Genomic DNA, 23,419 nt, shown 5'->3' with positions numbered 1-23,419 from the left:
CGCCAGTGCGGGATTCCCTACCCGGACGTGTATGGGCGCCAAACCGCTTGAAGGGGTGGAATCGGGCGGTTAGAAGCAGGCCATGAGCGATTTGCTGGACGATCCAGAAGATACGGGCGACGACGAGGGTATGCAGATTTCGGAACCGCTGCGCCGGGCAATTGGCGAGCGGTACCTGACCTATGCGCTGTCGACAATCATGCACCGGGCGCTGCCCGATGCGCGGGACGGGCTGAAGCCGGTTCACCGCCGGATTCTCTATGCGATGAGCCGTCTGCGGTTGAATTCGGGCGGTGGTTTCCTGAAATCGGCCAAGATCAGCGGCGACACGATGGGTGATTTCCACCCCCATGGCGATGCAGCGATTTATGACGCGATGGCGCGTTTGGCGCAGGATTTCGCGGTGCGCTATCCGCTGGTCGACGGGCAGGGGAATTTCGGCAATATCGACGGCGATAACCCTGCGGCCAGCCGGTATACCGAGGCGCGGATGACGGTGTTTGCCGAGGCCCTGCTGGAAGGGCTGAACGAGAACGCAGTGGACTACCGGCCCAACTATGATGGGCGTTTGGAAGAGCCGTCGGTCCTGCCGGCGCAGTTTCCGAACCTGTTGGCCAATGGTGCGGCGGGGATCGCCGTGGGCATGGCGACGAATATTCCGCCGCATAATATCGACGAGCTGATTGGCGCCTGTCTGCACCTGATCAAGACGCCGGATGCGCGCGACGACACGCTCTTGAATTACGTGCCCGGCCCGGATTTCCCCACTGGCGGCGTGATTGTCGAGCCGCGCGAGAATATCGCCAGGGCCTATCGCACGGGGCGCGGGTCATTCCGTCTGCGCAGCAAATGGGAGATCGAGGATCTGGGCCGTGGCCAGTGGCAGGTGGTTGTCACCGAGATTCCCTATCAGGTGCAGAAATCCAAGCTGATCGAGAAGATCGCCGAACTGATCCAGACCAAGAAGATCCCGATTCTTGGGGATGTACGGGATGAATCTGCCGACGATATTCGCCTGATCCTTGAGCCAAAATCCAAGAACGTCGACCCAGACGTGTTGATGAACATGATGTTCCGCAACTCAGATCTTGAGGTGCGGTTCTCGCTCAACATGAACGTGCTGATTGATGGGGTAACACCCAAGGTCTGTTCAATGAAGGAAGTGCTGCGCGCCTTCCTTGATTTCCGGCGTGAGGTTCTGATCCGGCGGTCGAAATACCGGATGGCCAAGATCGACAACCGGCTCGAAGTTCTGTCGGGGTTGATCACGGCGTTCCTGAACCTTGATCGGGTGATCGACATCATCCGTTACGATGATGATCCCAAGGTCGCGTTGATGTACGAGGATTGGAGCCGTCCGCATCAAGAGACCATCGCCCGCGCAATGGATGAAACATCCTATGTTTCGCCTTTGGTGGGCGTGGATGTCGGGTCGCTGAGCCTGATTGCCGATGAAGATGCGATTGCTTCGGGCGTGTTGTCCGAATCCGATGATGGCACCCGTGCCATTCCGCATTCTTATGCAGGGCGTGAAAACGGGCTGTCGGATGTGCAGGCCGAGGCGATCCTGAACATGCGCCTGCGGTCCTTGCGCCGCCTGGAAGAAGAGGCGTTGATCAAGGAGCGCGACGCGCTGATGGAAGAACGCGCAGAGCTTGAAGACCTATTGGAAAGCGACACCCTGCAATGGGATCGGATTTCGGATGAGTTGAAGGCCGTGCGCAAGACCTTCGGTGCCGGCCACGAGATCGGTGAACGCCGCACCCAGTTTACCGAGGCGGTCGAGATCGAGGACGTGCCGCTGGAAGCGATGATCGAGAAGGAACCGATCACGGTTGTCTGCTCAAAGATGGGCTGGATCCGGGCAATGTCGGGCCATATCGACCTGAGCCGCGAGTTGAAGTTCAAGGACGGTGACGAGGGGCGTTTCCTGTTCCATGCCGAGACCACTGACAAGCTATTGGTGTTTGCGACCAATGGGCGGTTCTACACGCTTCAGGCGTCGAACCTGCCGGGTGGGCGCGGCATGGGTGAACCGGTGCGCCTGATGGTGGACCTGCCCAACGAGGCCGAGATCATTGACCTGTTCATTCACCGGCCCGGTGAGAAGCTGTTGGTCGCCTCAGCCGAGGGCAATGGCTTTGTTGTCGGCGAAGATGACGTAGTGGCCCAGACACGGACGGGCAAGCAGGTGTTGAATGTCAAGGACACTGTCGCCGTAATCTGCAAACCTGTGGCGGGTGATCACGTGGCGATCTGTTCGCAGAACGGCAAGTTCCTGGTCTTCCCGCTGTCGGAACTGCCTGAGATGGGCCGCGGCAAGGGCGTGCGGCTGCAGAAATACAACCAGGCCCGCGGGCGGCAAGGCGCGCTGGAACTGGATGGCGGGTTGGCCGACCTAACCACATTTGTCTGGGACCAGGGGCTGAGCTGGGAAATGGGCGGCGGCAAGACTCGTCATGAGCCCGATATGAGTGAGTGGGTGGGCAAACGCGCCGGTGTTGGTAAACGCCCGCCTTACGGTTTCCCAAAAACATACAAGTTTAGCTGAACTCGCCCGAACCGGGGGCATCATCGCGTCGGGTGAAGTGTGCCTGTCGGCTTGGGGTGGTCCTCTTGTGTTCAAGGGCGTCTGGTTGGAGCCAAATCGCGTGACAGCCTGCAGCTCAGATCTACGGCAAAGCTGCGTGTTGCAAAGCAGATTTGTTGGTGGGTTTGACTGCGGATCGCGGTTCCCCCAACGCTATCATCCGCTTCATCGAACCGGCCTGTGGAGTTCGGGATTTTGGGCGTTCTTCCGCTTTGTCTCGAAAGATACAGGTTGCGGATTAGGGGCAATTTCCAAGTCGCGATCGGTCCAGATGCCGGTGTCATAGCAATTGGTTCCGACGCTCTGCACCCATTGGGCTAGTGTCTTCCGTTTGCACCGCCAATTGCATGTGTCAGGTCATTCGCGGCGGCCTTGACGCGGGCGCCAAGCTCGGGCACCGCGTTGCGCGGGACGCGAAAGCTGGGCCCTGAAACGGACAGTCCTGCCACGGGATTTCCGAACGGGTCGAACACGGCAGCGGCGACACATCGCATGCCCTCGGTGCGTTCCTCGTCATCGAAGGCATAGCCCTGTTGTCTGGTTTTCTCCAACTCTTCCGACAGGCTGTTCGGATCGGTGATGGTGTTGTCGGTAAAGCGCTGAAGGCCCATCCGCTCGACAATGCCTGCCACCCGGTCAGGCGGAAATTCGGCCAGCAGGGCCTTGCCGATACCGGAAGAATGCATCGGGTTCCTTGTGCCCGGCGGGAAGAAGGCGCGGATAGTCTGGTGGGTTTCGGACTGGGACACGAACAGGACCTGATCGCGGTTCTCGACGCCAAGATTGGCCGTTTCATTCGTCGCCAGCATAAGCGTGTGCATAATCGGGCGGCAGTTTTCGAGCAGATTGTTCTGGCGCAGGAAGCGGCTGCCGATCCGGAACGCACCGGGGCCGATCCGCCAAAGCTGAGTTTGGTTGTTCAGGTTGACGATATCGTGTCGCGCGAAGGTGGTCAGGACGCGGTACACGGTTGCGGCGGGTTGATTGGCCCTGTCTGCAAGCTCCGACAACGACAGGCTATCGGTCTCGGAGAGCGTGGCCAGAATTGCCAGCGCGCGGTCGAGCGACTTGATGGTGTTCTGGTCGGTTTTATCGTGAAACGCACGCGGGCGTCCGCGGCTTCTTTTGCTGGATTCGGTCATTGGCACTCTCGAAAAGTTAGCATTTTTTGTTGTTCCGAGTTCTGACGCATGTTTTGAAAAAATGCAATGCATTGATCCTGAAGGAGAAATTTACAAATCATAAAAATTGAAAAAATTTTTAAAAAAATTGCGAAATCTGGTGGGTTCGATGATGGTTGCGCGAGTCAACGCAGAGGGCGCAATGTCGGACCAGAATCCCGTATTCATTCCCGGACCCACAAACATACCAGACGCGATCCGCAAGGCCTGTGACATGGCAACGCTGGATCATCGGTCCTCGGCTTTTGCCGACATCCTGCTTCCGGCCCTCGAGAATGTCCGCAAAATCCTGCGCACAGAGTCGGGGAAGGTTGCCATTTTCCCCGCCTCGGGCACGGGGGGGTGGGAAGTCGCGCTGACCAACACGCTCAATCCAGGCGACACAGTGCTGGCCGCGAATTTCGGCATGTTTTCGCAGAAGTGGATCGATATGTGCCGTCACCACGGCCTGAATGTACACGTGATCGAGGAGATCTGGGGCAACGGTTTGCCGGTTGATGCCTTCGCTGCGGCGTTAACCGATGACAAGGCTCACAAGATCAAGGCCGTTCTCGTCACCCATAATGAGACCGCCACCGGCGTGACCAGCGATGTCGCCGCAGTGCGTCGCGCGCTGGATGCGGCGGGGCACCCGGCGTTGATGTTCGTCGACGGCGTAAGTTCGATCGGGTCGATGGAGTTCCGCATGGACGACTGGGGCGTTGACGTGGCGGTGACCGGTTCGCAAAAGGGCTTCATGTTGCCCGCTGGCCTGGCCATCGTCGGGGTGAGCCGGAAGGCCCTGTCGGCTATGGAAAACGCCACGCTCGGCCGGTTCTTTTTCGATCTTCGCAACATGTTGGACGGGTATCCGAACGCGGGTTATCCCTATACCCCGCCGGTGGGTCTGTTGAACGGGCTTAAGGTTTCGACGGAAATGCTTCTCGAAGAGGGGCTTGAGGCTGTCTTTGCCCGCCACCACCGGCTTGCCGAAGGGGTGCGCGACGCCGTCCGGGCGTGGGGGTTGGCGTTTTGTGCCACATCTCCGGAGCTTCTTTCGGATACGGTGACGGCAATCGTGATGCCAGAGGGTGTTGATGGCAACGCGCTGGTGTCGCATGCGGATCGGAAATACGGCATGGCGTTCGGTGCGGGGCTGGGCCAGGTCGCGGGCAAGGTGTTTCGGATCGGCCACCTCGGCAGCCTGACCGAACCCATGGCGCTATCGGGGATTGCCACCGCCGAGATGGCAATGTGCGACATGGGCTTGGACATCACGCTTGGATCCGGGGTTGCGGCGGCACAAGCCAGTTATCGTGCGGCAATGGAAGGATGACCGAGATGTATATTCCCACATTCCAGGATGCGTTGGACGCCCGCGAACGGATCAAGCCCTACGTGCACGAAACGGCGGTGTTCACCAGCAGCTACATGAACGCGCTGACCGGTGCGGAGTTGTTTTTCAAGTGCGAGAATTTCCAGAAGGCCGGGGCGTTCAAAGTGCGGGGCGCGTCGAATGCGGTGTTCGGGCTGGATGATGAGGCCGCCGGCAAGGGCGTGGCGACCCATAGTTCCGGCAACCACGCGCTGAGCCTGTCCTATGCCGCGGGTCGTCGGGGTATTCCGTGCCATGTTGTCATGCCGCGCACGGCGCCGCAGGCCAAGAAGGATGCGGTGATCGGCTATGGCGGCACGATCACCGAATGCGAGCCGTCCACCTCGTCGCGCGAGGAGGTGTTCGCCGAGGTTCACAAGCAGACCGGGGCGGATTTTGTCCATCCATATAACGATCCGCGGGTGATCGCGGGCCAGGCGACCTGTTCGATGGAGCTATTGGAGCAGGCCGGACCGCTGGATGCTGTCGTGGCGCCGATTGGCGGCGGGGGCATGGTGTCGGGTACATGCCTGACGCTGTCCAACATCGCGCCAGAGACCAAGATTTACGCGGCGGAGCCGCTGAATGCCGACGATGCCTATCGCAGTTTCAAGGCCGGTCACATCATCGCCGATGATGCGCCGGAAACGGTGGCGGACGGTTTGAAAGTGCCGCTCAAGGACCTGACCTGGCATTTCGTATCGAACCACGTCACCGACATCCTGACCGCGACGGAAGACGAGATCATCGCGGCAATGCGACTGATCTGGCAACGGATGAAGATCGTGATGGAGCCGTCGAGCGCGGTACCGCTGGCCACCATTTTGAAGAACAACGACGTGTTCGCGGGCAAGCGCGTGGGCGTCATTATCACGGGGGGTAATGTCGATCTCGACAAATTGCCCTGGATGAAATCCTGAACAGGGAGAACTGTCATGAACAAGCAAACGAGTTTCGAGGGCCTTGAGGTCGGGTTCGATGTGCCGGCGCTGCCGGGTATGGACGAGGCCGATATCCAGACGCCCTGTCTGGTGCTGGATCTGGACGCGTTGGAGCGCAACATCAAGAAAATGGGCGACTATGCCAAGGCGCATGGGATGCGTCACCGGGTTCATGGCAAGATGCACAAGTCGGTCGACGTGGCCAAGCTGCAGGAAAGCCTGGGCGGGGCAGTCGGGGTGTGCTGCCAGAAAGTCAGTGAGGCCGAGGTGTTTGCGCGTGGTGGTATCATGGACATCCTGGTGTCGAACCAGGTGCGCGACCCGCTCAAGCTGGACCGGCTGGCACAGTTGCCCAAACTGGGTGCGCGGACCATCGTTTGCGTGGATGACATCGACAATGTTGCCGAACTGTCGGAGGCCGCGAAAAACCACGGCACCGAGTTGGAAGTCTTCGTGGAAATCGACTGTGGCGCGGGCCGTTGCGGAGTGACCACAACCGAGGCGGTGGTTGAGATCGCCAAGGCGGTTGAGGCCGCCGACAATCTGAAATTCTCCGGTATCCAAGCCTATCAGGGAGCGATGCAGCACCTTGATAGCTATGAGGATCGCCAGGAAAAACTGGACATCGCCATCGCGCAGGTGAAAGACGCCGTCGAAGGGCTGAACGCCGAAGGGATCGCGTGCGAACTGGTCTCGGGCGGGGGTACCGGCAGCTATTATTTTGAATCCAACTCGGGTGTCTACAACGAGTTGCAATGCGGCTCTTACGCCTTCATGGATGCCGATTATGGTCGCATCCTGGACAGGGATGGCAACCGCATCGACCAGGGTGAGTGGGAAAACGCGTTTTTCATTCTGACCCAGGTGATGAGCCACGCCAAGCCTGACAAGGCGATTTGCGATGCCGGGCTGAAAGCACAGTCGATCGATTCCGGGTTGCCGGTAATTTATGGCCGCAACGACGTTGAATACATCAAGTGCTCGGACGAGCACGGCGTGATTGCCGACCCGAACGCCGTGTTGAATGTGGGTGACAAGCTGCGGCTGGTGCCGGGGCATTGCGACCCGACGGCCAATGTTCATGACTGGTATGTGGGTGTACGCGGCGGCAAGGTGGAAACCCTGTGGCCGGTTTCTGCCCGCGGGAAGGCCTATTGATGATTGTCGTTCCCGAGAGTGCGATCCCTGCGTTGATCGACCGCGGCGCGGCGTTCGATGCCGTGGAAGGGGTGTTCGCCGCCATGTCGCGGCGCGAAGCCTATAATTTTCCGGTGATCCGCGAAGATATCGGTTACGCCGACGCGCTTTACGGGTTCAAATCCGGATTTGACCGCGCGGGTCTGACACTGGGCCTGAAATCAGGCGGGTACTGGCCGGGCAATGAGGCCAAGGGGCTGACCAATCATCAGTCGACAGTTTTTCTGTTCGACCCGGACACCGGGCGGTTGAAGGCCGTCGTCGGAGGAAATTATCTGACTGCGCTGCGCACGGCGGCTGCGTCGGCGGTTTCAATTGCGCATCTGGCGCGGGAAGACGCCAAGGTTCTGGGGATGGTCGGGGCCGGGCATCAATCGGCCTTTCAGATGCGCGCCGCCGCCGAGCAACGTGACTTTGAAAGAATTGTCGGCTGGAACCGCAACCCCGCACGGCTCGAGACGCTTGCAAAGGCGGCGGCCGAAATCGGATTGCCGTTCGAGGCGGTCGATTTGGACGAGCTCGGTGCGCAAGCCGACGTGGTGATCACCATTACATCGAGCTTTGAGCCGATCCTCAAATCGCACCAGATCAAGCCGGGAACACATATCGCCTGTATGGGAACCGACACCAAGGGTAAGCAGGAGGTCGAGGCCGAACTGGTGGCCCGCGCAACGGCGTTTACTGACGAGATTGCGCAATCGACCAGCATCGGTGAATGCCAGCACGCTGTCGCCGGAAACCTGATCGGCGCGAGCGACATTGTTGAGTTGGGAGCGGTCATCAATAAAGACCACCCGGGTAGGTCGTCTCAGGACGAGGTGACACTATTCGATGGGACAGGTGTCGGTTTACAGGATCTGGCTGTGGCGGGGGCGGTCGTCGAGTTGGCGCGCGCGGCTGGAACAGCTGTGGAGACGGACCTGTAGCAAGGTGGAATGCCCGGTCGTGATGGCTGCAATCAGGCGACTTGGTCGCAGGTTCGATTGCACGTCGGGCTTCCCGGCGCGTTCACACCTGTCTGTTCGGAAAGCCACCTGCCAGGTTTCGAAGCCCTGCATGACGAGACAACGGCGCTGGGCGTGGACGAGGTGATCTGTGTTTCGGTCAACGATGCTTTCGTCATGTCCCAGTGGGGAAAGGCGTTTGGCATCGAAAAGGTGCGCCTGCTGCCAAACGGAAATGGGGACTTGGCCAAGACCCCGGATAAGCTGGTACCACGAAGCGATCAGGGCATGGGCCACCGGAGTTGGCGGTATTCCATGCTGATTGTCGATGGCGAGATCGAACAGACCTTTGCCGAACCCGACCGGAGGAACAACCCGCCCGGTGTTCCGGTGACCGTTTCCTGCGCGCAAACTATGCGGAACTATCTGAAACAACGGGCGACCTGAGCGCGGCAAACGGAACGGGCACCGACGTTGCGACATTGGCAAAGACGCCATGACGGTCCGCGCAGAAATCAGTCCTGTTCTTCCTCAATGCTTGGGCGAATGTCGTCGGCGAGGTTTCCAAGGTGTACGCGAATGGCCGCCCTGGCGGCCGCCTCGTCGCGGTCCGTCAGCGCCTGTAGAAGTGCGGTGTGGTGGTTGATCACACGGTCGCGGTTCCGTCGTTGCCGCGCCGACAGGAAACGGGCGCGCCATAGCCGCTCAAGATACGAGCGATACGTGCCAAACAGCGATGCGTTATGAGATGCCTTGGCGATGGCGCTGTGAAAGGACATGTCGATTTCGAACAGGTCCAAAGGGTCAAGGTCATCGTACCTGTCGGCGATGTCCTTGTGGATCGCCTTGAGATTTGCCAGGTCCTTATCCGACGCGTTCCGGCAGGCCAGAACCACCGACAAGTTCTCCAAGGCCAGAAGCACGTCAACCGCGTCCGAGATTTCCTTGAACGATGGTTTGGCGACGATGGGACTGCGGGACGCCCGAAGGACCAAAAGGCCTTCGCGTGCCAGGATTCTGATCGCTTCGCGCATGGGGGTTCGGCTGACGCCCATTTCTGCCGCGTTGTCGCGTTCCTTGATCGGCGCGCCCGGCGGAAATTTCCCGCGCAGAATATCCCGACGCAACTGGTTCGCGATGTTTTCTGCAAGGACTTGATCCGCCATTTACTTTTCCTGACTGCGTTGTTTCCGGCTGTGATACTCGGACAGACGGGCCACCGCAATGCGACGCAGTGCTGTCAAGTCGATGTCAATCGCGGTGAAGACGCTGCCAGCGTCGAACACAAGATCCAGCAGTTCCGCATCGGGCGATAGGAACCCGGCTGGCTTGCCCAGGTCCCGTACGCGACGGATGGTTTCGGCAATCGCTGCCTTCACGTCGGGGTGTTTCAGGTTGCCCGGGTGCCCAAGGCTTGCGGCGAGGTCGGCAGGGCCGACGAAGATAGCATCGACACCATAGGTCGAAACGATTTCTTCTAGGTTTTCCATGGCTTCGCGGGTTTCAATCTTGACGATCAGGCAGATTTCATCGCGGGCTTTGTCGAAATAGTCGGGGATTGCGCCAAAAAGATTGGCGCGCGTGCCGCCGGCGACGCCGCGCAATCCGCCGGGCGGGTAAGTGACCGCCGCCGCCGCAAGCCGGGCTTCTTCCGCGTTCTGGATATAGGGCACGAGGATCGTTTTCGCGCCGATATCCAGCATCTTCTTGATCTCGGCCACGTCCAGGCTCTTGACCCGAACCACCGGCTCTACAGGATAGGCCGACATGGCATGGAGTCCGTGCAGGACTTCCTGAACGTCTCGCGGGGAATGTTCGCAGTCGAGGACAATCCAGTCATAGCCGCAGCCGGCCAGCATTTCGCTGACGGCGGGGTCACGTATCGAACTCCACAACCCGAATTGTTGTTTTCCCTGCAGGATCGCGTGCTTGAAATGGTTCTTTGGCAGGTTCATCGAAGACTCCGATTCAGTTCACCGGAGTGAGCAGGTCGCGGCCCGCGAGAAAGGCGTGGATGTTGTCGCGCTGCAATTGGCCCATCGCGGCGCGGGTTTCCACTGTGGCCGATCCCTGGTGGGGTTGCAGAACCACGTTCTCGAGTTTGAGAAACCGCGGATCGATTTGGGGCTCGCCCTGGAATACATCCAGCCCTGCACCGGCAATCGTGCCGTTTTCCAGGGCGTCCAAAAGCGCGTCCTCATCGACAGTAGAGCCGCGCGAAATATTGACGACGATCCCGCGCGGGCCAAGCGCCTCGAGAACCGTTTTCGAGACCTGGTTTTCCGTGTCCGGCCCCCCCACCAGTGCAACGATCAGATAATCGACCGCCTTGGCCAGCGACACTGGATTGGAATGGTAGGTCCAGCCCGGCGTCTCTTTCTCGCGGCGCGACGTATAGTGGATGTCCATCTTGAAGGCGGTCAGCCGGTCGGCGATGGTGCGCCCGATCCGTCCAAGACCGACAATCCCGGCACTGCCGCCGCTGATCTTTCTGGCCAGCCGGAAGTTGCCCTTTGTGCCCCAGTTGCCGGAGGTCACCCAGTTCGAGGCCGGGATCATTTCGCGCCCCTGCGCGATCAGCAGGGCGACGGCAAGGTCCGCCACATCGTCGTTCAGGACGTCGGGCGTGTTCGTCACCTTGACGCCGCGCGCGCCAGCGGCGTCGACGTCGATGGCATCGTAGCCAACGCCGAAATTGGCGATCAGACCGAGATTGGGCAGGAGGTCCATGTCGGTCCCGCCGAAGGGCTCATGCCCCATGAAGGCCAGCGCCGTCACTTGCTGCCGATCGGTTTCTGGCAGAGCGGCGATTTCGGCATTCGTGGTGACGATCCGGGCTAAAAGATCGGCCCTCAATGCGTCTTGGTCGTGGTCGGCGTAATGCCCGATTGCCAGAACGTTCGTCATGTCTTGGTCCCTTTGCAAATTACAGAATGCCGCGGATGCGGTTGATGGCTTCGAGTATGTTTTCGGTGCTGTTGGCATAGGAGAAGCGCACGTAACCTTCGCCCCAGGCGCCAAAAGAGGTACCGGCCACGGAGGCCACGCCGGCCTCGTCAAGGAACCGGTCCTGCGCCTGCGCCGCTGTCATACCGGTGCCCGAAATGTTGGGGAAGGCGTAGAACGCTCCGGCTGCGTCGGTGCAGCTTATGCCGGGCAGGCTGTTGAGCTCATGCACGATCACCTCGCGGCGCGTGTCGAACTGGCGGACCATGTCGTGCACCGCGTCCTGCGGCCCTTCCAACGCGGCGATCCCGGCATACTGGGTGGCCGCGTTCACGCAGGAATGGTCGTTGATGCAGAGCCGGGTCACCGGGTCGACCATGCTGTCAGGCCAGACGGCATAACCCAGCCGCCAGCCGGTCATGGCATAGGTTTTCGACCAGCCATCCAGCATGATCAGACGATCACGGATTTCCGGGTAGTTCAGCAGCGAGACATGTTCACGCCCGCCATAGAGCATGTTTGAATAGATCTCGTCCGACATCAGGGCGACATGCGGATGGTCCATCAGGCCCGCGACCAGCTTGTCGATTTCCTCTTTCGGAGTAACGCCGCCGGTCGGGTTGGCCGGGCTGTTGATGATGATCAGCCGTGTCTTGTCGGTGATCTGGCCCAGCACGGCTTCGGCCGAGAAGGCAAAGCCGTTCTTCTCGTGCAGCGCAATGGGCACCGGGGTGGCACCGGAGTACTTGATGACCGACTCATAGATCGGGAACCCCGGGTTGGGATACATGATCTCGACCCCGGGCTGGCCGAACATCAACACCGCAAAGAACATGGTGGGCTTGCCGCCGGGAACAATGATGACGTTGTCGGGATTGACCTCGGCGCCGTGACGGCGGTGCAGGTCGGCGGCAACCGCCTCGCGCAGGGCGGGAAGGCCATTTGCCGGGGTGTAACCGTGATGGCCGTCTTGCAGCGCCTTGATCCCGGCTTCGACGATGTGGTCCGGGGTGCGGAAATCGGGTTGGCCGATCCCGAGATTGATGATGTCCTTGCCTTCGGACGCCAGTTTCTGCGCCCGTGCCAGGACCACGAAAGCGGATTCCGTGCCAAGTCGCGAAATGCTATCGGCGAATTGTAACTGCGAGGTCATGCGTGGTCCTTTATCTCTTTGCGAAGCGAGTCATTTTCGCGCGTCGTCCTTGTGGCGTTCATTGTAGAGGCCGACGCTTTGTTCGGCGCCTTCCGTCAGGGCTTCGGCGCGGGCCGTGCGGATCTCGTCGAACAGGCGCAGGCTTTCCGGCGAGAAAATCCGGGTCGGCGGGGCGAAATGCAGGAAATGCCCCGAGCGGTCGACCCCACGCGCCAGCATCGCATAATCGCGGGAGGCACGAAGCTGCTTGGCGTTGGGGTTGATATAGCGGATGGCGAAGCCGATCCGGCGGTCATCCGAGCTGTTGGGCCCCGAGCCATGAATTGTCAGCCCATGATGCAGGGACATCTGCCCGGGTTGCAGCTCGATAGGGGTTTTGTCCTTATCCGCGACATCGACGGCGATTTCCTGTCCGCGTGATAGCAGGTTGTTTTCCGAAAATGTGTCGTTATGCGGCAGGATCGGGTTTTTGTGACTGCCCGCGACAAAATCCATGCACCCACTTTCCACCGTTGCGGGAGAGAGGGCAATCCACGCGGTGACCTGGTCCGAGGTTTCCCCCATGCCCCAATAGGTTAGGTCTTGATGGGTGCCGACGATGTGGGTGGTGCGCGGCTCCTTGATAAAGAACTCGGCGGACCAGATCAGGATGTCCGGCCCCAGAATGCCTTCGACCGCGTCAAGAACCCGAGGATCCGTTGCCGTGCGCGCAGCGAACGGAAGCACGCAGTTCGAGTTGATGCGTTTGTATTGCAAGAGTGGGTGGGGCAGGTCGGCGGTCAGCCAGTCCTGTTCCAGTTGCTCCAGCTCATTGCGAAGCGACTCAGCTTCCTTTTCCGAAAACACCTGGATCGGAAAGATAAACCCATCGCGCCAATAGGCGTCGCGTTCTTCCTTTGGCAGTGTTCCGTCTTCGAGCGAAATCGGCTTGGGCATGGTCGTATCTCCGAACAATTGCAGGCAGAAAAATTTTTATTCCTCTCCGGGCAGTTTCAGGCCGACGGAGGCCGCATAGGGTTTGATGATTGCTGCGTCGTCCTCCAGGCCAAGCCCGGAACCGGCGGCTTCACGGTAGCGTTCGAGCGCGGTTCGGGTGATTGGCACGTCGAGCCCGGCGGATTGGGCGATTTCGGACACGATGCCGAGATCCTTGGGCCAGATACTGATCGTCGAACGCGGGGTGTAATCGGCATCCCGCACATGCGGGGCTCTGTTTTCAAACATCCACGATGTGCCGGCAGAGACCGAAATGACGTCTATCATCCGGCCAATATCCAAGCCTTGGGTCATTCCGAAAGCGAGCGCCTCGCCCATCGCGGCGATATGAACACCGGCGAGCAGCTGATTGACCGCTTTCATAGCCGATCCGGCCCCGGCGGTATCGCCCAGCCGGTGAACGGTTTCTGCCATGGCGTCCAGCGCTGGGGATGCGGCGGCGAATGCGGCGTCGCTGCCGCTTGCCATGACCGACAATTGACCTGCTGCGGCGCGCACAGCACCGCCGGAAATAGGCGCATCCAGATAGTGAAGGCCGCGCGCGGTTGCCCGGGCCGCCATCTCTTGAGCAAAGGACGGGGCGACCGTCGCACAAGACAGAACAACGCCACCCTTCGCAACACGGGCGGCCAAGTCCGGCGTGCCGAACAGAACCGTTTCGGTCTGTTCGGCGTTCAACACCACGGATACAAGAACATCCGCTTCGCTTTTGCCAAGCTGATCTGCGCTTTGCGCACCTTTCGCGCACAGGGTCTGAACCTTTTCGGCGTCGATATCGGCACCGAACACATTGTGCCCGGCGCTCAGCAGGCTTTCGGCCATGCCGAAACCCATGGACCCCAGTCCGACGACCAGAATGTTTTTTGCGTCCGTCCGTGTCATGTCCCGTTCCGCCGGCTCAGTCCGCTGCGACCGTTTCCTGGCGCTGGCGGCCAAGGCCTTCGACCTCAAGCTCCATGACATCCCCGGGGCGCAGGAATCGTTGTGGGTTCATGCCCATGCCAACGCCCGACGGGGTGCCGGTGGCGATGATGTCACCAGGCCGCAGGGCCATAAACTGTGACATGTAGGAGATGATTTCGGGTACCGAGAAGATCATGTCCGAGGTGTCGCTGTCCTGAACCGTTTCCCCGTTCAGATCGAGTGACAGGCGCAGCGCCTGCGGGTTCGGAACTTCGTCTGCGGTCACCAGATAGGGGCCGGTTGGGCCGAATGTCGGCGCCGATTTGCCTTTGACCCACTGGCCACCGCGTTCGATCTGAAACTCGCGCTCGGACATGTCGTTGATCGTGCAGTAGCCGGCAACATGGTCCAGGGCGTCCTCTTCTGAGACATAGCTTGCATGTTTTCCGATCACGACGCCCAGTTCGACCTCCCAGTCAGCTTTCTTTGATCCGCGCGGGATTACAACTGGATCGAACGGCCCGGACAGGGCGGAAGTCGATTTGGAAAAGAGAATCGGTTCTTTCGGAGGCTCGGCACCGGTTTCGGCGGCGTGTTTGGCGTAGTTCAGGCCGATGCAATAGAAATTGGGCACATCTGCCAGGCATGCTCCGATCCGGTCGGGTGCCACCACGGGCAGGGCCGAAAGATCGAGCGCACGAATGGCATCCAGGGCGGTGAGGGATACGTTTTCACCTGCGAAATCGGCAACTTGTCCGTCGAGGCTGCGAACATTGCCGTCAGCGTCCAGAATGCCGGGTTTTTCTTGGCCCTTTGGACCATATCGGAGAAGTTTCATGTTGTTCCTGTCTTTGGCGCACTGTTGAGTCTTGGGTCGGCGTGTTGCACGGGCAGCGCTTGAATTCAGCCCGATTCCGCGACGCCGCCGGGAATTTGAGCCCTTGTTTTTCGTTGAAGAAAAGCGGAAATCGCAGATTTCAGACCGGTCTTCAGAATTTTGGTATACCAAAATGAAAGTGAGTGGTATACCAAAAATCAAGCCGGGATTCGATTGAGTCCCGCGCTCGGTTTCGGTCTGGGCGTTTGATGGGGGAGGAGGCCCCATTTTGATGTTCACCGAAAGGACTTTTTTTGGGAGGAAACGATCAATGAAATCAACTCTACTTTCGGCCGCACTGGCTACCTTGGTGGCTATTCCGGCTGCGGCTGATACACTGCGCATTCAGACGCATTATGCGCCTGAAACTATCTCGGGCCAGCAAATCCAGGGGTTCCTTGACGATATCAAGGTAATGTCGGGCGGCGACCTGAATGTCGAGATGTTCTATTCGTCGTCGGTTGTGAAGTCGGTGGAAACGTTCGACGCCGCGTCGACCGGGATTCTCGATTGCGACATGACCGGTGGTGCCTATCAGACCGGCAAGAACCCTGCGTTCCAGTTCGTCGGCGACATCATGGGCGGTTATGACTCGCCGTGGCAGCAATACTCGTGGCTGTATCATGGTGGTGGGTTCGAAGCGGCGGACGCGCTTTACGGCCAATATAACATGAAGCTGGTCGGTTGGTGGATCAACGGACAGGAATCGATGTCGTCCTCGCGTCCGATTGCCGGGCCGGCAGATCTGAAAGACTGGAAATTCCGTTCGCCGCCGGGCCTGGAAACCGAGATTTTCGCGGCCATGGGCGCAAGCCCGATCGTGATGGATTTCAACGAGATCTTTACGGCGCTGGAAACCGGTATCATTGATGGTGCCGATGCCTCATCGCTGGCCAACAACGTTGGCCTGGGTCTCTATGACATCGTCAAGCACGCCACCTATCCGGGCTTCCACTCGATGCCGTCGGACCACTTGGCCTGTCGTGTCGACGCTTATGAAGGCCTCAGCGAGCAGAACCGTCGTATTCTCGATGTGGCGATGCAGAAGCTGTCGTTCCGCCTGACCATGGCGATGGACGTGGAAAACCTGAAAGCCAAAGCGGCCTTGGAAGCTGCTGGCGTGACCATCCACGACTGGTCGCCGGCTGACCGTGCCGATTTCCGCAAGGCGGCTCAGGGCGCATGGCAGGGTTGGGCCGACAAGACCCCGGAAGCCCGGGCGTTGGTTGACAGCCACATGGCGTTCCTTGGGCAGCTTGGTCTGGTCGCGGAATAAAGCCTAATGAGGCGGGCCGCGCAGGGGTGCGGTCCGCCAATTTGTCAAAAAGCAAGATTGAAGCGGGGAGGGTTTCAACCGTGAGGGCGATCGATTCGTTCAAGGAGTTGCTGTGGCCAAGTTTATTTGTCGCCAGCATGGCTTACCTGATCTGGAACTTTCCGAAATTCATTCTGACCTTCGGGTGGGCAAACAACGCAATTACCTCGACTTATGTACCGGCAGGGGCGTTGGAGTATTTATCAGCTCTGATCGTTGCGGTGTCGCTGGTAATGGGGGTGCGCACCGTGCGCACCACGTCGATCGAACAGGACTCGGAAACCCGCTGGGATGACATCAGCCTGTTCATGGGGCGGGTGGCGATGATGCTGGTCATGTTGCTGGTGTCGGTGATGTTCTACGAGGTTGTCCTGCGCTACGTGTTCGAGAAGCCGACGCTGTGGGCCAACGAGCTTTCGTTGTGGATTGCCGGTTTCATCTTTCTGCTTGCAGGTCTTTACGCCATGCAGCAGCGCAGCCATATCCGGATTTACCTGCTTTACGACATTATGCCACGCTGGGCGCAAAAACTGTCCGACACGGTGTCGGTTGCTCTGATCTGGGCCTTTACCGTGTCGATGATCTGGGGTGGGTACAACGAGGCCCGGGCAAAGTTTCTGCGTTGGGAAACCTTCGGGACCGCCTTTGATCCGCCGATTCCGGCGACGATGAAACCGACGGTTCTCCTGATCATTCTGCTGGTGTCAATCCAGGCGCTGGTGAACCTGATCGAGGATTGGAACAAGGCGCCCGAGCACCACTTGCCAGTCGATGAGGCGGAGATCGAAGAGTTGAAGCACGAAATAGCCGACCGGGCCAAAGACCCGGCGAAGGGGGCCTGAGCCATGCTCGATATCGGAACCATTTCCCTGATCCTGCTGGTGGCGATGCTGATCCTGCTGGCGATCGGCATGCCGCTGGGATTTGCCTCGGCGGTGTTGGCCGCGGGCGTTTTGCTAATGAAATTCGGCCCTGACTTTCTGTTTGGAAACTTCGGGCAGGGTCCGCTCAACATTCTGGCACAGCGGATTTACGGGCTGCTGACGGATTATGTCCTCATATCAATACCGTTATTCATATTCATGGCGAACCTCTTGGAACGATCCGGTATCGCCGGCGAGATGTACAAGTCGCTGAATGTCTGGCTCAGCGGGACGCGCGGGGGTATTGCCATCGTAACCTCGATAATGGCGGTAATCATGGCAGCTATGTCGGGCATCATCGGTGGCGAGGTGGTTCTTCTGGGCCTGATTGCGCTGCCGCAGATGCTTAAGCTGGGATACAACCAGAACCTAGCGATCGGCACGATCTGTGCCTCGGGCAGCCTCGGCACGATGATCCCGCCGTCGATTGTTCTGATTATCTATGGGCTGATCACCGAGACGTCGATCAAGGCGTTATTCACGGCGAGCTTTCTACCCGGCTTCATGCTGGCGAGCTTTTTCATCATCTACATCATCATCACAACCCAGCTAAACCCGGAGAAAGCTCCGCTTCCTGAGAAAAAGCCGGGCGATCCGGAAGGCCGTGAGAAGGCAGCGCTGTTTGGGTCGTTTCTGCTGTTGATTGCGTCCGGTTTTTCGGCCGCGTTGTTTGTGCGGGCGCTGTTCTTCACGGTGACCGGTCAGAATGCCGTGGTGGAAGGGGTAGAGGCCATCACCTTTGGTACGCCGGATTTCGTAGTGAAGTTCGGTGTCGCATTGGCGATCTTCCTGGCGCTGATCTTCTTTGTCGCTGGTCGTGAGCGGACCGCAACGGGTTGGAGCATGGGCAAGGGGCTTGTGGCACCCATCGTGGTGATTGGGGTGGTGCTTGGTTCAATTTACGGGGGCATCACCGGTATTACCGAAGCCGCCGGGATGGGCGTGATTGCCGTCGGGGTCATTGCGGCCTTGCGCGGGGAAATGAGTTTCCACCTGCTTTGGGACAGTCTCAAGCGCACGCTGCGCTCGACCGGGACCATCATTTGGGTGACCATCGGCGCGACAGCGCTCGCGGGGGCCTATACCATCGCGGGCGGGCCTACCTACATAGCGAACACCATTGTCGGAGCGGAGTTGCCGACAATGGGCATCATTCTGGTCATGATGGTGATCTTCCTGTTCCTGGGGGCCTTTATGGACTGGGTTGGGATTGTGCTGTTGGTCATGCCGGTGTTCCTGCCGATCGTGCAGCGCCTGCCGGTCGAGGAACTTGGGTTCATGGGTGGTTTGGACGCGCGCCACGTGGCGATCTGGTTCGGGGTGCTGTTTACCATGAACATGCAGGTCAGCTTCCTGTCGCCGCCGTTCGGTCCTGCTGCGTTCTACCTGAAGTCCGTGGCACCGCCGCATATCACGCTTACCGACATTTTCCGTGGCTTCCTACCGTTCATCGGGATTCAACTGATTGCCCTGTCGATTCTGCTTATCTGGCCCAACATCGTGACGCTGTTCTTGTAGGTGCGTAGGCCATGAGCAAGATTAAATCTCTGCGCGCTGATCACTACTTGATCCCGCTTGAGACGGTTTTGACCGACAGCATGCACGGAGCGATGTCAGGTTTTGAAATCGTGACCGCGCGAGTTCGGGATGCGGACGGAATGGAAGGTGTCGGCTATACCTTTACCTGCGGGGTTAACGGTGGGGCCATTGCCGATATTCTAGGGCGAGAGATGCCCTCAAGGGTGGTTGGCGAGGATGCCGACCGGATCGAGCACATCTGGACAAAACTGTGGTGGGCGTTCCATTATGGCGGGCGGGGTGGGCCGACGGTGTTTGCCTTGTCGGCACTCGATATGGCGTTGTGGGACCTCAAGGCTAAGAGGGCCAACCAGCCGCTGTGGAAGCTGTTGGGCGGGTTTGACAACAAAGTGCCATGCTATGCGGGGGGGATTGACCTAGACCTCAGCGCGTCCGAACTGATCGAACAGACGGAAGCCAACTTCGAAAAGGGGCACCATGCGATCAAGATGAAGGTCGGGCGCGATCGACTGGCGGAAGATGTCGAGAAGATCGCCGCGATGCGTGACCGGTTTGGTATGGACATGCCACTGATGGTGGATGCCAACATGAAATACACTGTGGATCAGGCCATTCGGGCGGCGCGGGCGTTTGCCGAGTTCGACCTGACCTGGTTCGAGGAACCGATCCCACCGGATGATTTGGAGGGCCATGCCCGTGTCGTGCGCGAGGGGGGGCTGCCGCTTGCGGCCGGAGAAAACCTGCGGACATTGTGGGATTTCAAATCACTGATCGCGTCAGGCGGGGTGACTTTCCCCGAGCCGGACGTGACCAACTGCGGTGGGATAACACCGTTCATGAAAATCGCCCACCTTGCCGAAGCGTTTCACCTGCCGGTGACGAGTCACGGGGCACACGATATCACGGTTCATCTGCTCGCGGCCTGCCCGAACCGAAGCTACCTAGAAGCGCATGGGTTTGGGTTGGATAACTATGTTGAAGAAGCCGTTCGGATCGAGGACGGTCATGCAATTGCTGCGGATCGTCCGGGCCATGGCGTGGCGTTCGATTGGGAACAGCTTGAGAAAATCCGGGTCTGAACCAGATCAACCAACCCACATCCAAACCAGAGGGTGCAACTTTGAAAACAGTACGTCTTTCATCTGCCGACAATGTCGTGACCGCGATATCACAACTGGCAATTGGAGAGGAGGGTGCGAGCGCCGCCGTTCCGAGAGGGCACAAGATGGCGACTGCCGCAATCGCCAAGGGTGAGGCCGTTCGAAAATACGACCAGATTATCGGTTACGCTGCGGATTACATCGCTGTGGGAGATCATGTGCACACTCACAATGTCGAATTCCGCAACGTCGACACCGCCTATGAATTCGGAACCAACCTGCGCCCGGTCACGTCCCGGGAACCGGCCACCTTCCAGGGCTATCGTCGGAGCAACGGAAAGGTTGGCACAAGAAACTACATCGCCGTGTTGGCAAGCGTGAACTGCTCGGCCACAGCGGCGCGCATGATTGCGGACCATTTCACGCCCGAGCGGCTTGCGGACTATCCGAACGTGGATGGTGTGGCGGCGTTCCACCATGGCACCGGGTGTGCGATGGCAACGAATGGTGAAGGCTTCGAGGCGCTTCAGCGGGTGATGTGGGGTTATGCGCGCAATCCCAATGTGGGCGGCGTTCTGATGGCCGGGCTGGGGTGCGAGACCAACCAGATCGACTGGCTGGTCGAGGCGATGGGGATCGAGCCCGGCCCCTTGTTCCAGACGATGAACATTCAGGACGTTGGCGGTATCCGCAAGACGGTGGCCCTCGGCATCAAGAAGGTCGAAGCGATGCTGCCGCTGGTCAACGATACTCAGCGTGAGGTATGCCCGGCGTCTGAGTTGACGGTTGCATTGCAATGCGGTGGCTCGGACGCTTGGTCCGGGATCACCGCCAATCCGGCTTTGGGTTTTGCCGTTGACATGCTGGTCGCCCAGGGCGGCACCGGGGTTCTGGCCGAAACACCTGAAATCTACGGCGCCGAACACCTGCTGACGGCGCGCGCCACGGATGGTGCGGTGGGAGAAAAGCTGATTGGGCTGATCAAGTGGTGGGAGGACTACACCGCCCGCAATGGCGGCAGCATGGATAACAACCCCAGTCCCGGTAACAAGAAAGGAGGTTTGACGACCATCCTGGAGAAATCCCTCGGGGCAGCGGCAAAAGGCGGTACGACGCCACTGACCGGGGTCTACAAATATGCTGAGCCGGTGACGGCCAGGGGCTTCACATTCATGGATAGCCCGGGCTACGACCCGGCATCGGTAACGGGGCAGATTGCCTCGGGGTGCAATATCGTCGTGTTCACAACGGGTCGCGGGTCGGCGTTCGGGGCCAAGCCGTCCCCATCGATCAAGGTTGCGACCAATACCGACATGTTCAAGCGCATGACCGAAGACATGGACGTGAACGCGGGTCGCATTCTGACAGATGGGGCCAGCGTCGAGGACGTTGGCAGGGAGATTTTCAAGATGATCCTTGATGTGGCTTCGGGCACGCCGTCGAAATCCGAAGCGCAGGGGTTGGGCGATTACGAGTTTGTGCCGTGGCAGATCGGTGCGGTGATGTAAGCCCATGTCGCTTGAAGTGCTCAGAACCGGCCTGATCGGGCAAAACATCAGTCGAACACGGTTGCCCGCGGCCTTGGAGATGATGTGCCGCGAAGCGGATATGGCGCTGGAATTCGATCTGATCGATACGGCCGAACTGTCGGAGTTCGACCTTGCGGCTTGTGTGGCCGACTGCCGCGCCGCGGGATGGGCTGGCGTTTCGGTCACCCATCCGTTCAAACCCAATGCGGCGGCGCTGTTCGCTGGACCGGCTGGGCAGCTCGGGGCGGCGAACCTTCTGGTTTTCGGCGAGCAGCCCAAGGCGTTCAACACCGATTACACCGGTTTCCTGTCGGCGTGGGAAACACTGTTGCATGGGCAAGCCCCGGGTCGGGTTGCGATGGCCGGAGCCGGCGGCGTGGCACGGGCGATTGGCCGGGCGCTGATCGATCTTGGCGTTTCGGACTTGGTGATCTGGGACAAGGCACCGGAGAAGGCTCAGGCATTGGCTTCCGAGCTTGGCCACCCCGCCCGGGCGGTTCCGGCGACGGTATCCGCAACAGAAATCACAAGGGCCGATGGCATCGTCAATGCCACGAACCAAGGCATGACAGGCTATGGTGGGTCGGCCTTTCCCGACTCGTTGCCCGCTGGGCCGAAATGGGCGTTTGACGCGGTTTACACCCCGGTTCGGACGGCATTCCTTGTCTCGGCCGAAAAAGCCGGCGCCCGCGTTGTCAGTGGGTTCGAATTGTTCAAACACATGGCGGTTCAGCAGTTCAAGATCCTGTCTGGGCGCGATCCCGGCCATGGAATTCTGGACCGGTTGAACAGGTTGATGCCTGTCGAGGAACCGTCATGACGGCACCACTTCCCATAGCGGTTATCGGATGTGGATTGATCGGTCTGCGCCATGCGCAGGTTGCCATTGCGTCGGATGACGTTGAGTTGACCGCCGTGGTTGAACCAAACGCGGATTTGCGTGTCGTGCTGAACGCGCAAGGTCTGCCGGTTGTGCCGTCGCTGGAGGAGGTGCCCGCGAGGACACGGGCGGCGATTGTCGCGACGCCGACACCCGATCATGCCGGTGCCGCTATCGAAGCATTGGCATGCAGGTGGGCGATTCTTGTTGAAAAGCCGATTTCCGGAACGTTGGAGGACGCGGATCGGATGATCCTTGCGGCGGGTCGCGCCGGCCTTCCCCTGGTGACCGGGCATCACCGCCGATGTCATTCTTTCGTGCAGGCAACCCGTGAGCAACTGGCACGGATCGGCGATCCGGTGGCGGTTCAGGGCATGTGGTCGCTTCGCAAGGATGACGCCTATTTCCGCCCCGACTGGCGGCGGGCGCCGGGGTCGGGACCGCTCATGACCAATCTCAGCCACGAGCTTGATTTGCTGCGCCTGTTTTTCGGGGACATCACCGAGGTGTCGGCCCTGTCGTCGAATACCCTGCGGGGGCATCCGATCGAAGATACATCGACGGTTTCGATCCGATTTGCCTCGGGGGTGCTGGGCAGTTTCCTGATGTCCGATGCCGGGGCTTCGCCATGGTCGTTTGAGGCTGCCAGCGACGAGAACCCGCATATCGCCTTTTCCGGAGAAGATTACATAAGGATAAGCGGAACGCGTGGCGCCATCGGGTTTCCGAGCTTGACCTTGTGGCTGGGGGCGCTCGGGCAAGAGGTCAACTGGCACAATCCGCTGGTCAAGCAGATCGGGCCAAAACATGAATCGGCCGATCCGATTGCGACACAAATGGATCTGTTCGCGGGTCTCGTGTCCGGGCGCGAGACCGGGATCCTCGCGACGGGGGAGGATGGGCGCGCAGCCCTTGAAGCCACGTTGGCGGCGGTTTTGTCTGCGCAGACGCGGCAGCCGATCAGGATGGGGGATGTCCCCAAGGAATTCAGCGGTCTGACCGCATAAACAAACCCCCGGCGGCGTGAACGCGGGTGTGGGAAAAGGAGAAA

21 protein-coding genes are annotated in these 23,419 nt (G+C 59.6%); 13 read left to right on the top strand and 8 right to left on the bottom strand.

Features of this window, described 5'->3' with window-relative positions:
- Positions 1-82: 82 nt before the first annotated feature.
- Positions 83-2,551 carry a DNA topoisomerase IV subunit A gene (locus tag RXV86_RS06785; protein WP_316298608.1) on the top strand — a complete coding sequence of 823 codons (2,469 nt, stop codon included), beginning with the start codon at positions 83-85 and terminating at the stop codon, positions 2,549-2,551.
- Between the two features lie 356 nt (positions 2,552-2,907).
- Here the strand turns inward: RXV86_RS06785 and bhcR are convergent, their stop codons facing one another.
- Positions 2,908-3,732, bottom strand: coding sequence for an HTH-type transcriptional regulator BhcR (gene bhcR, locus RXV86_RS06780; protein ID WP_316298606.1), 825 nt, complete (start codon positions 3,730-3,732; stop codon positions 2,908-2,910).
- Between the two features lie 181 nt (positions 3,733-3,913).
- On the opposite strand from bhcR, the gene bhcA reads away from it, so the two are divergent.
- From bhcA to RXV86_RS06755, 5 genes are read left to right on the top strand one after another with little or no spacing between them, the layout of a single operon-like run.
- Positions 3,914-5,086, top strand: a complete 1,173-nt coding sequence (gene bhcA / locus RXV86_RS06775) for an L-aspartate--glyoxylate aminotransferase BhcA (protein WP_316298604.1) — start codon at positions 3,914-3,916, stop codon at positions 5,084-5,086.
- Positions 5,083-6,045 (top strand): beta-hydroxyaspartate dehydratase BhcB, encoded by a 963-nt coding sequence (bhcB, locus tag RXV86_RS06770; protein ID WP_316298602.1) that lies wholly within the window; start codon positions 5,083-5,085, stop codon positions 6,043-6,045. Before bhcA ends, bhcB begins: the two co-directional genes overlap by 4 nt.
- Positions 6,046-6,060: 15 nt before the next feature.
- Complete coding sequence (bhcC, locus tag RXV86_RS06765) at positions 6,061-7,224, top strand: 3-hydroxy-D-aspartate aldolase BhcC (protein ID WP_316298601.1); 1,164 nt, start codon at positions 6,061-6,063, stop codon at positions 7,222-7,224.
- On the top strand, positions 7,224-8,189 hold the full coding sequence (bhcD, locus tag RXV86_RS06760) for an iminosuccinate reductase BhcD (RefSeq protein ID WP_316298599.1): 966 nt from the start codon (positions 7,224-7,226) through the stop codon (positions 8,187-8,189). The genes bhcC and bhcD overlap by 1 nt, the downstream gene beginning before the upstream one ends.
- A gap of 9 nt (positions 8,190-8,198) precedes the next feature.
- The gene (locus RXV86_RS06755; RefSeq protein ID WP_316298596.1) at positions 8,199-8,654 is read left to right on the top strand and encodes a redoxin family protein; all 456 of its coding nucleotides are present in this window, start codon (positions 8,199-8,201) and stop codon (positions 8,652-8,654) included.
- Positions 8,655-8,722: 68 nt separating this feature from the next.
- Here the strand turns inward: RXV86_RS06755 and RXV86_RS06750 are convergent, their stop codons facing one another.
- Genes RXV86_RS06750 through RXV86_RS06720 form a run of 7 tightly spaced genes read right to left on the bottom strand, consistent with a single transcriptional unit; the run spans position 8,723 to position 15,043 of the window.
- A complete protein-coding gene (locus RXV86_RS06750) occupies positions 8,723-9,373 on the bottom strand; it encodes a GntR family transcriptional regulator (protein WP_316298594.1) in 651 nt (216 codons plus the stop codon).
- Positions 9,374-10,162, bottom strand: a complete 789-nt coding sequence (locus RXV86_RS06745) for an HpcH/HpaI aldolase/citrate lyase family protein (protein WP_316298593.1) — start codon at positions 10,160-10,162, stop codon at positions 9,374-9,376.
- Positions 10,163-10,175: 13 nt separating this feature from the next.
- A complete protein-coding gene (locus RXV86_RS06740) occupies positions 10,176-11,114 on the bottom strand; it encodes a 2-hydroxyacid dehydrogenase (RefSeq protein WP_316298591.1) in 939 nt (312 codons plus the stop codon).
- Positions 11,115-11,133: 19 nt separating this feature from the next.
- Positions 11,134-12,306 (bottom strand): pyridoxal phosphate-dependent aminotransferase, encoded by a 1,173-nt coding sequence (locus tag RXV86_RS06735; RefSeq protein WP_316298589.1) that lies wholly within the window; start codon positions 12,304-12,306, stop codon positions 11,134-11,136.
- A gap of 30 nt (positions 12,307-12,336) precedes the next feature.
- The gene (locus RXV86_RS06730) at positions 12,337-13,242 is read right to left on the bottom strand and encodes a phytanoyl-CoA dioxygenase family protein (protein WP_316298588.1); all 906 of its coding nucleotides are present in this window, start codon (positions 13,240-13,242) and stop codon (positions 12,337-12,339) included.
- Between the two features lie 36 nt (positions 13,243-13,278).
- A complete protein-coding gene (gene ltnD / locus RXV86_RS06725; RefSeq protein ID WP_316298587.1) occupies positions 13,279-14,184 on the bottom strand; it encodes an L-threonate dehydrogenase in 906 nt (301 codons plus the stop codon).
- A 16-nt stretch (positions 14,185-14,200) separates the two neighbouring features.
- Positions 14,201-15,043, bottom strand: a complete 843-nt coding sequence (locus RXV86_RS06720) for a fumarylacetoacetate hydrolase family protein (protein ID WP_316298585.1) — start codon at positions 15,041-15,043, stop codon at positions 14,201-14,203.
- A 310-nt stretch (positions 15,044-15,353) separates the two neighbouring features.
- Here RXV86_RS06720 and RXV86_RS06715 point away from each other — a divergent pair, with 310 nt between their 5' ends.
- The 7 genes from RXV86_RS06715 to RXV86_RS06685 all read left to right on the top strand — a co-directional run bounded on the left by RXV86_RS06715 (position 15,354) and on the right by RXV86_RS06685 (position 23,375).
- Complete coding sequence (locus RXV86_RS06715; protein ID WP_316298584.1) at positions 15,354-16,358, top strand: TRAP transporter substrate-binding protein; 1,005 nt, start codon at positions 15,354-15,356, stop codon at positions 16,356-16,358.
- A 137-nt stretch (positions 16,359-16,495) separates the two neighbouring features.
- Positions 16,496-17,239, top strand: a complete 744-nt coding sequence (locus RXV86_RS06710) for a TRAP transporter small permease (protein ID WP_316298582.1) — start codon at positions 16,496-16,498, stop codon at positions 17,237-17,239.
- A gap of 3 nt (positions 17,240-17,242) precedes the next feature.
- Positions 17,243-18,838, top strand: a complete 1,596-nt coding sequence (locus tag RXV86_RS06705) for a TRAP transporter large permease subunit (protein ID WP_316298579.1) — start codon at positions 17,243-17,245, stop codon at positions 18,836-18,838.
- Between the two features lie 11 nt (positions 18,839-18,849).
- On the top strand, positions 18,850-19,938 hold the full coding sequence (locus RXV86_RS06700; RefSeq protein WP_316298578.1) for a mandelate racemase/muconate lactonizing enzyme family protein: 1,089 nt from the start codon (positions 18,850-18,852) through the stop codon (positions 19,936-19,938).
- A 41-nt stretch (positions 19,939-19,979) separates the two neighbouring features.
- Positions 19,980-21,467, top strand: coding sequence for an altronate dehydratase family protein (locus tag RXV86_RS06695; protein ID WP_316298576.1), 1,488 nt, complete (start codon positions 19,980-19,982; stop codon positions 21,465-21,467).
- A 4-nt stretch (positions 21,468-21,471) separates the two neighbouring features.
- Positions 21,472-22,308, top strand: a complete 837-nt coding sequence (locus RXV86_RS06690) for a shikimate dehydrogenase (RefSeq protein WP_316298574.1) — start codon at positions 21,472-21,474, stop codon at positions 22,306-22,308.
- On the top strand, positions 22,305-23,375 hold the full coding sequence (locus RXV86_RS06685; RefSeq protein WP_316298573.1) for a Gfo/Idh/MocA family oxidoreductase: 1,071 nt from the start codon (positions 22,305-22,307) through the stop codon (positions 23,373-23,375). The genes RXV86_RS06690 and RXV86_RS06685 overlap by 4 nt, the downstream gene beginning before the upstream one ends.
- Positions 23,376-23,419 lie beyond the last annotated feature (44 nt).

The sequence above is a fragment of the Aliisedimentitalea sp. MJ-SS2 genome, assembly GCF_032586155.1.
Classification (GTDB): Bacteria; Pseudomonadota; Alphaproteobacteria; order Rhodobacterales; family Rhodobacteraceae; genus JAWHTC01.
The sequence above is the reverse complement of the archived record's forward strand: the minus strand, read 5'-3'. Positions and strand labels throughout refer to the sequence as shown.

Excerpts from the sequence above, each read along its gene's own strand:
- RXV86_RS06785 (WP_316298608.1), top strand. The coding sequence starts at position 83 with ATGAGCGATTTGCTGGACGATCCAGAAGATACGGGCGACGACGAGGGT.
- bhcR (WP_316298606.1), bottom strand. The coding sequence starts at position 3,732 with ATGACCGAATCCAGCAAAAGAAGCCGCGGACGCCCGCGTGCGTTTCAC.
- bhcA (WP_316298604.1), top strand. The coding sequence starts at position 3,914 with ATGTCGGACCAGAATCCCGTATTCATTCCCGGACCCACAAACATACCA.
- bhcB (WP_316298602.1), top strand. The coding sequence starts at position 5,083 with ATGACCGAGATGTATATTCCCACATTCCAGGATGCGTTGGACGCCCGC.
- bhcC (WP_316298601.1), top strand. The coding sequence starts at position 6,061 with ATGAACAAGCAAACGAGTTTCGAGGGCCTTGAGGTCGGGTTCGATGTG.
- bhcD (WP_316298599.1), top strand. The coding sequence starts at position 7,224 with ATGATTGTCGTTCCCGAGAGTGCGATCCCTGCGTTGATCGACCGCGGC.
- RXV86_RS06755 (WP_316298596.1), top strand. The coding sequence starts at position 8,199 with ATGCCCGGTCGTGATGGCTGCAATCAGGCGACTTGGTCGCAGGTTCGA.
- RXV86_RS06750 (WP_316298594.1), bottom strand. The coding sequence starts at position 9,373 with ATGGCGGATCAAGTCCTTGCAGAAAACATCGCGAACCAGTTGCGTCGG.
- RXV86_RS06745 (WP_316298593.1), bottom strand. The coding sequence starts at position 10,162 with ATGAACCTGCCAAAGAACCATTTCAAGCACGCGATCCTGCAGGGAAAA.
- RXV86_RS06740 (WP_316298591.1), bottom strand. The coding sequence starts at position 11,114 with ATGACGAACGTTCTGGCAATCGGGCATTACGCCGACCACGACCAAGAC.
- RXV86_RS06735 (WP_316298589.1), bottom strand. The coding sequence starts at position 12,306 with ATGACCTCGCAGTTACAATTCGCCGATAGCATTTCGCGACTTGGCACG.
- RXV86_RS06730 (WP_316298588.1), bottom strand. The coding sequence starts at position 13,242 with ATGCCCAAGCCGATTTCGCTCGAAGACGGAACACTGCCAAAGGAAGAA.
- ltnD (WP_316298587.1), bottom strand. The coding sequence starts at position 14,184 with ATGACACGGACGGACGCAAAAAACATTCTGGTCGTCGGACTGGGGTCC.
- RXV86_RS06720 (WP_316298585.1), bottom strand. The coding sequence starts at position 15,043 with ATGAAACTTCTCCGATATGGTCCAAAGGGCCAAGAAAAACCCGGCATT.
- RXV86_RS06715 (WP_316298584.1), top strand. The coding sequence starts at position 15,354 with ATGAAATCAACTCTACTTTCGGCCGCACTGGCTACCTTGGTGGCTATT.
- RXV86_RS06710 (WP_316298582.1), top strand. The coding sequence starts at position 16,496 with ATGGCTTACCTGATCTGGAACTTTCCGAAATTCATTCTGACCTTCGGG.
- RXV86_RS06705 (WP_316298579.1), top strand. The coding sequence starts at position 17,243 with ATGCTCGATATCGGAACCATTTCCCTGATCCTGCTGGTGGCGATGCTG.
- RXV86_RS06700 (WP_316298578.1), top strand. The coding sequence starts at position 18,850 with ATGAGCAAGATTAAATCTCTGCGCGCTGATCACTACTTGATCCCGCTT.
- RXV86_RS06690 (WP_316298574.1), top strand. The coding sequence starts at position 21,472 with ATGTCGCTTGAAGTGCTCAGAACCGGCCTGATCGGGCAAAACATCAGT.
- RXV86_RS06685 (WP_316298573.1), top strand. The coding sequence starts at position 22,305 with ATGACGGCACCACTTCCCATAGCGGTTATCGGATGTGGATTGATCGGT.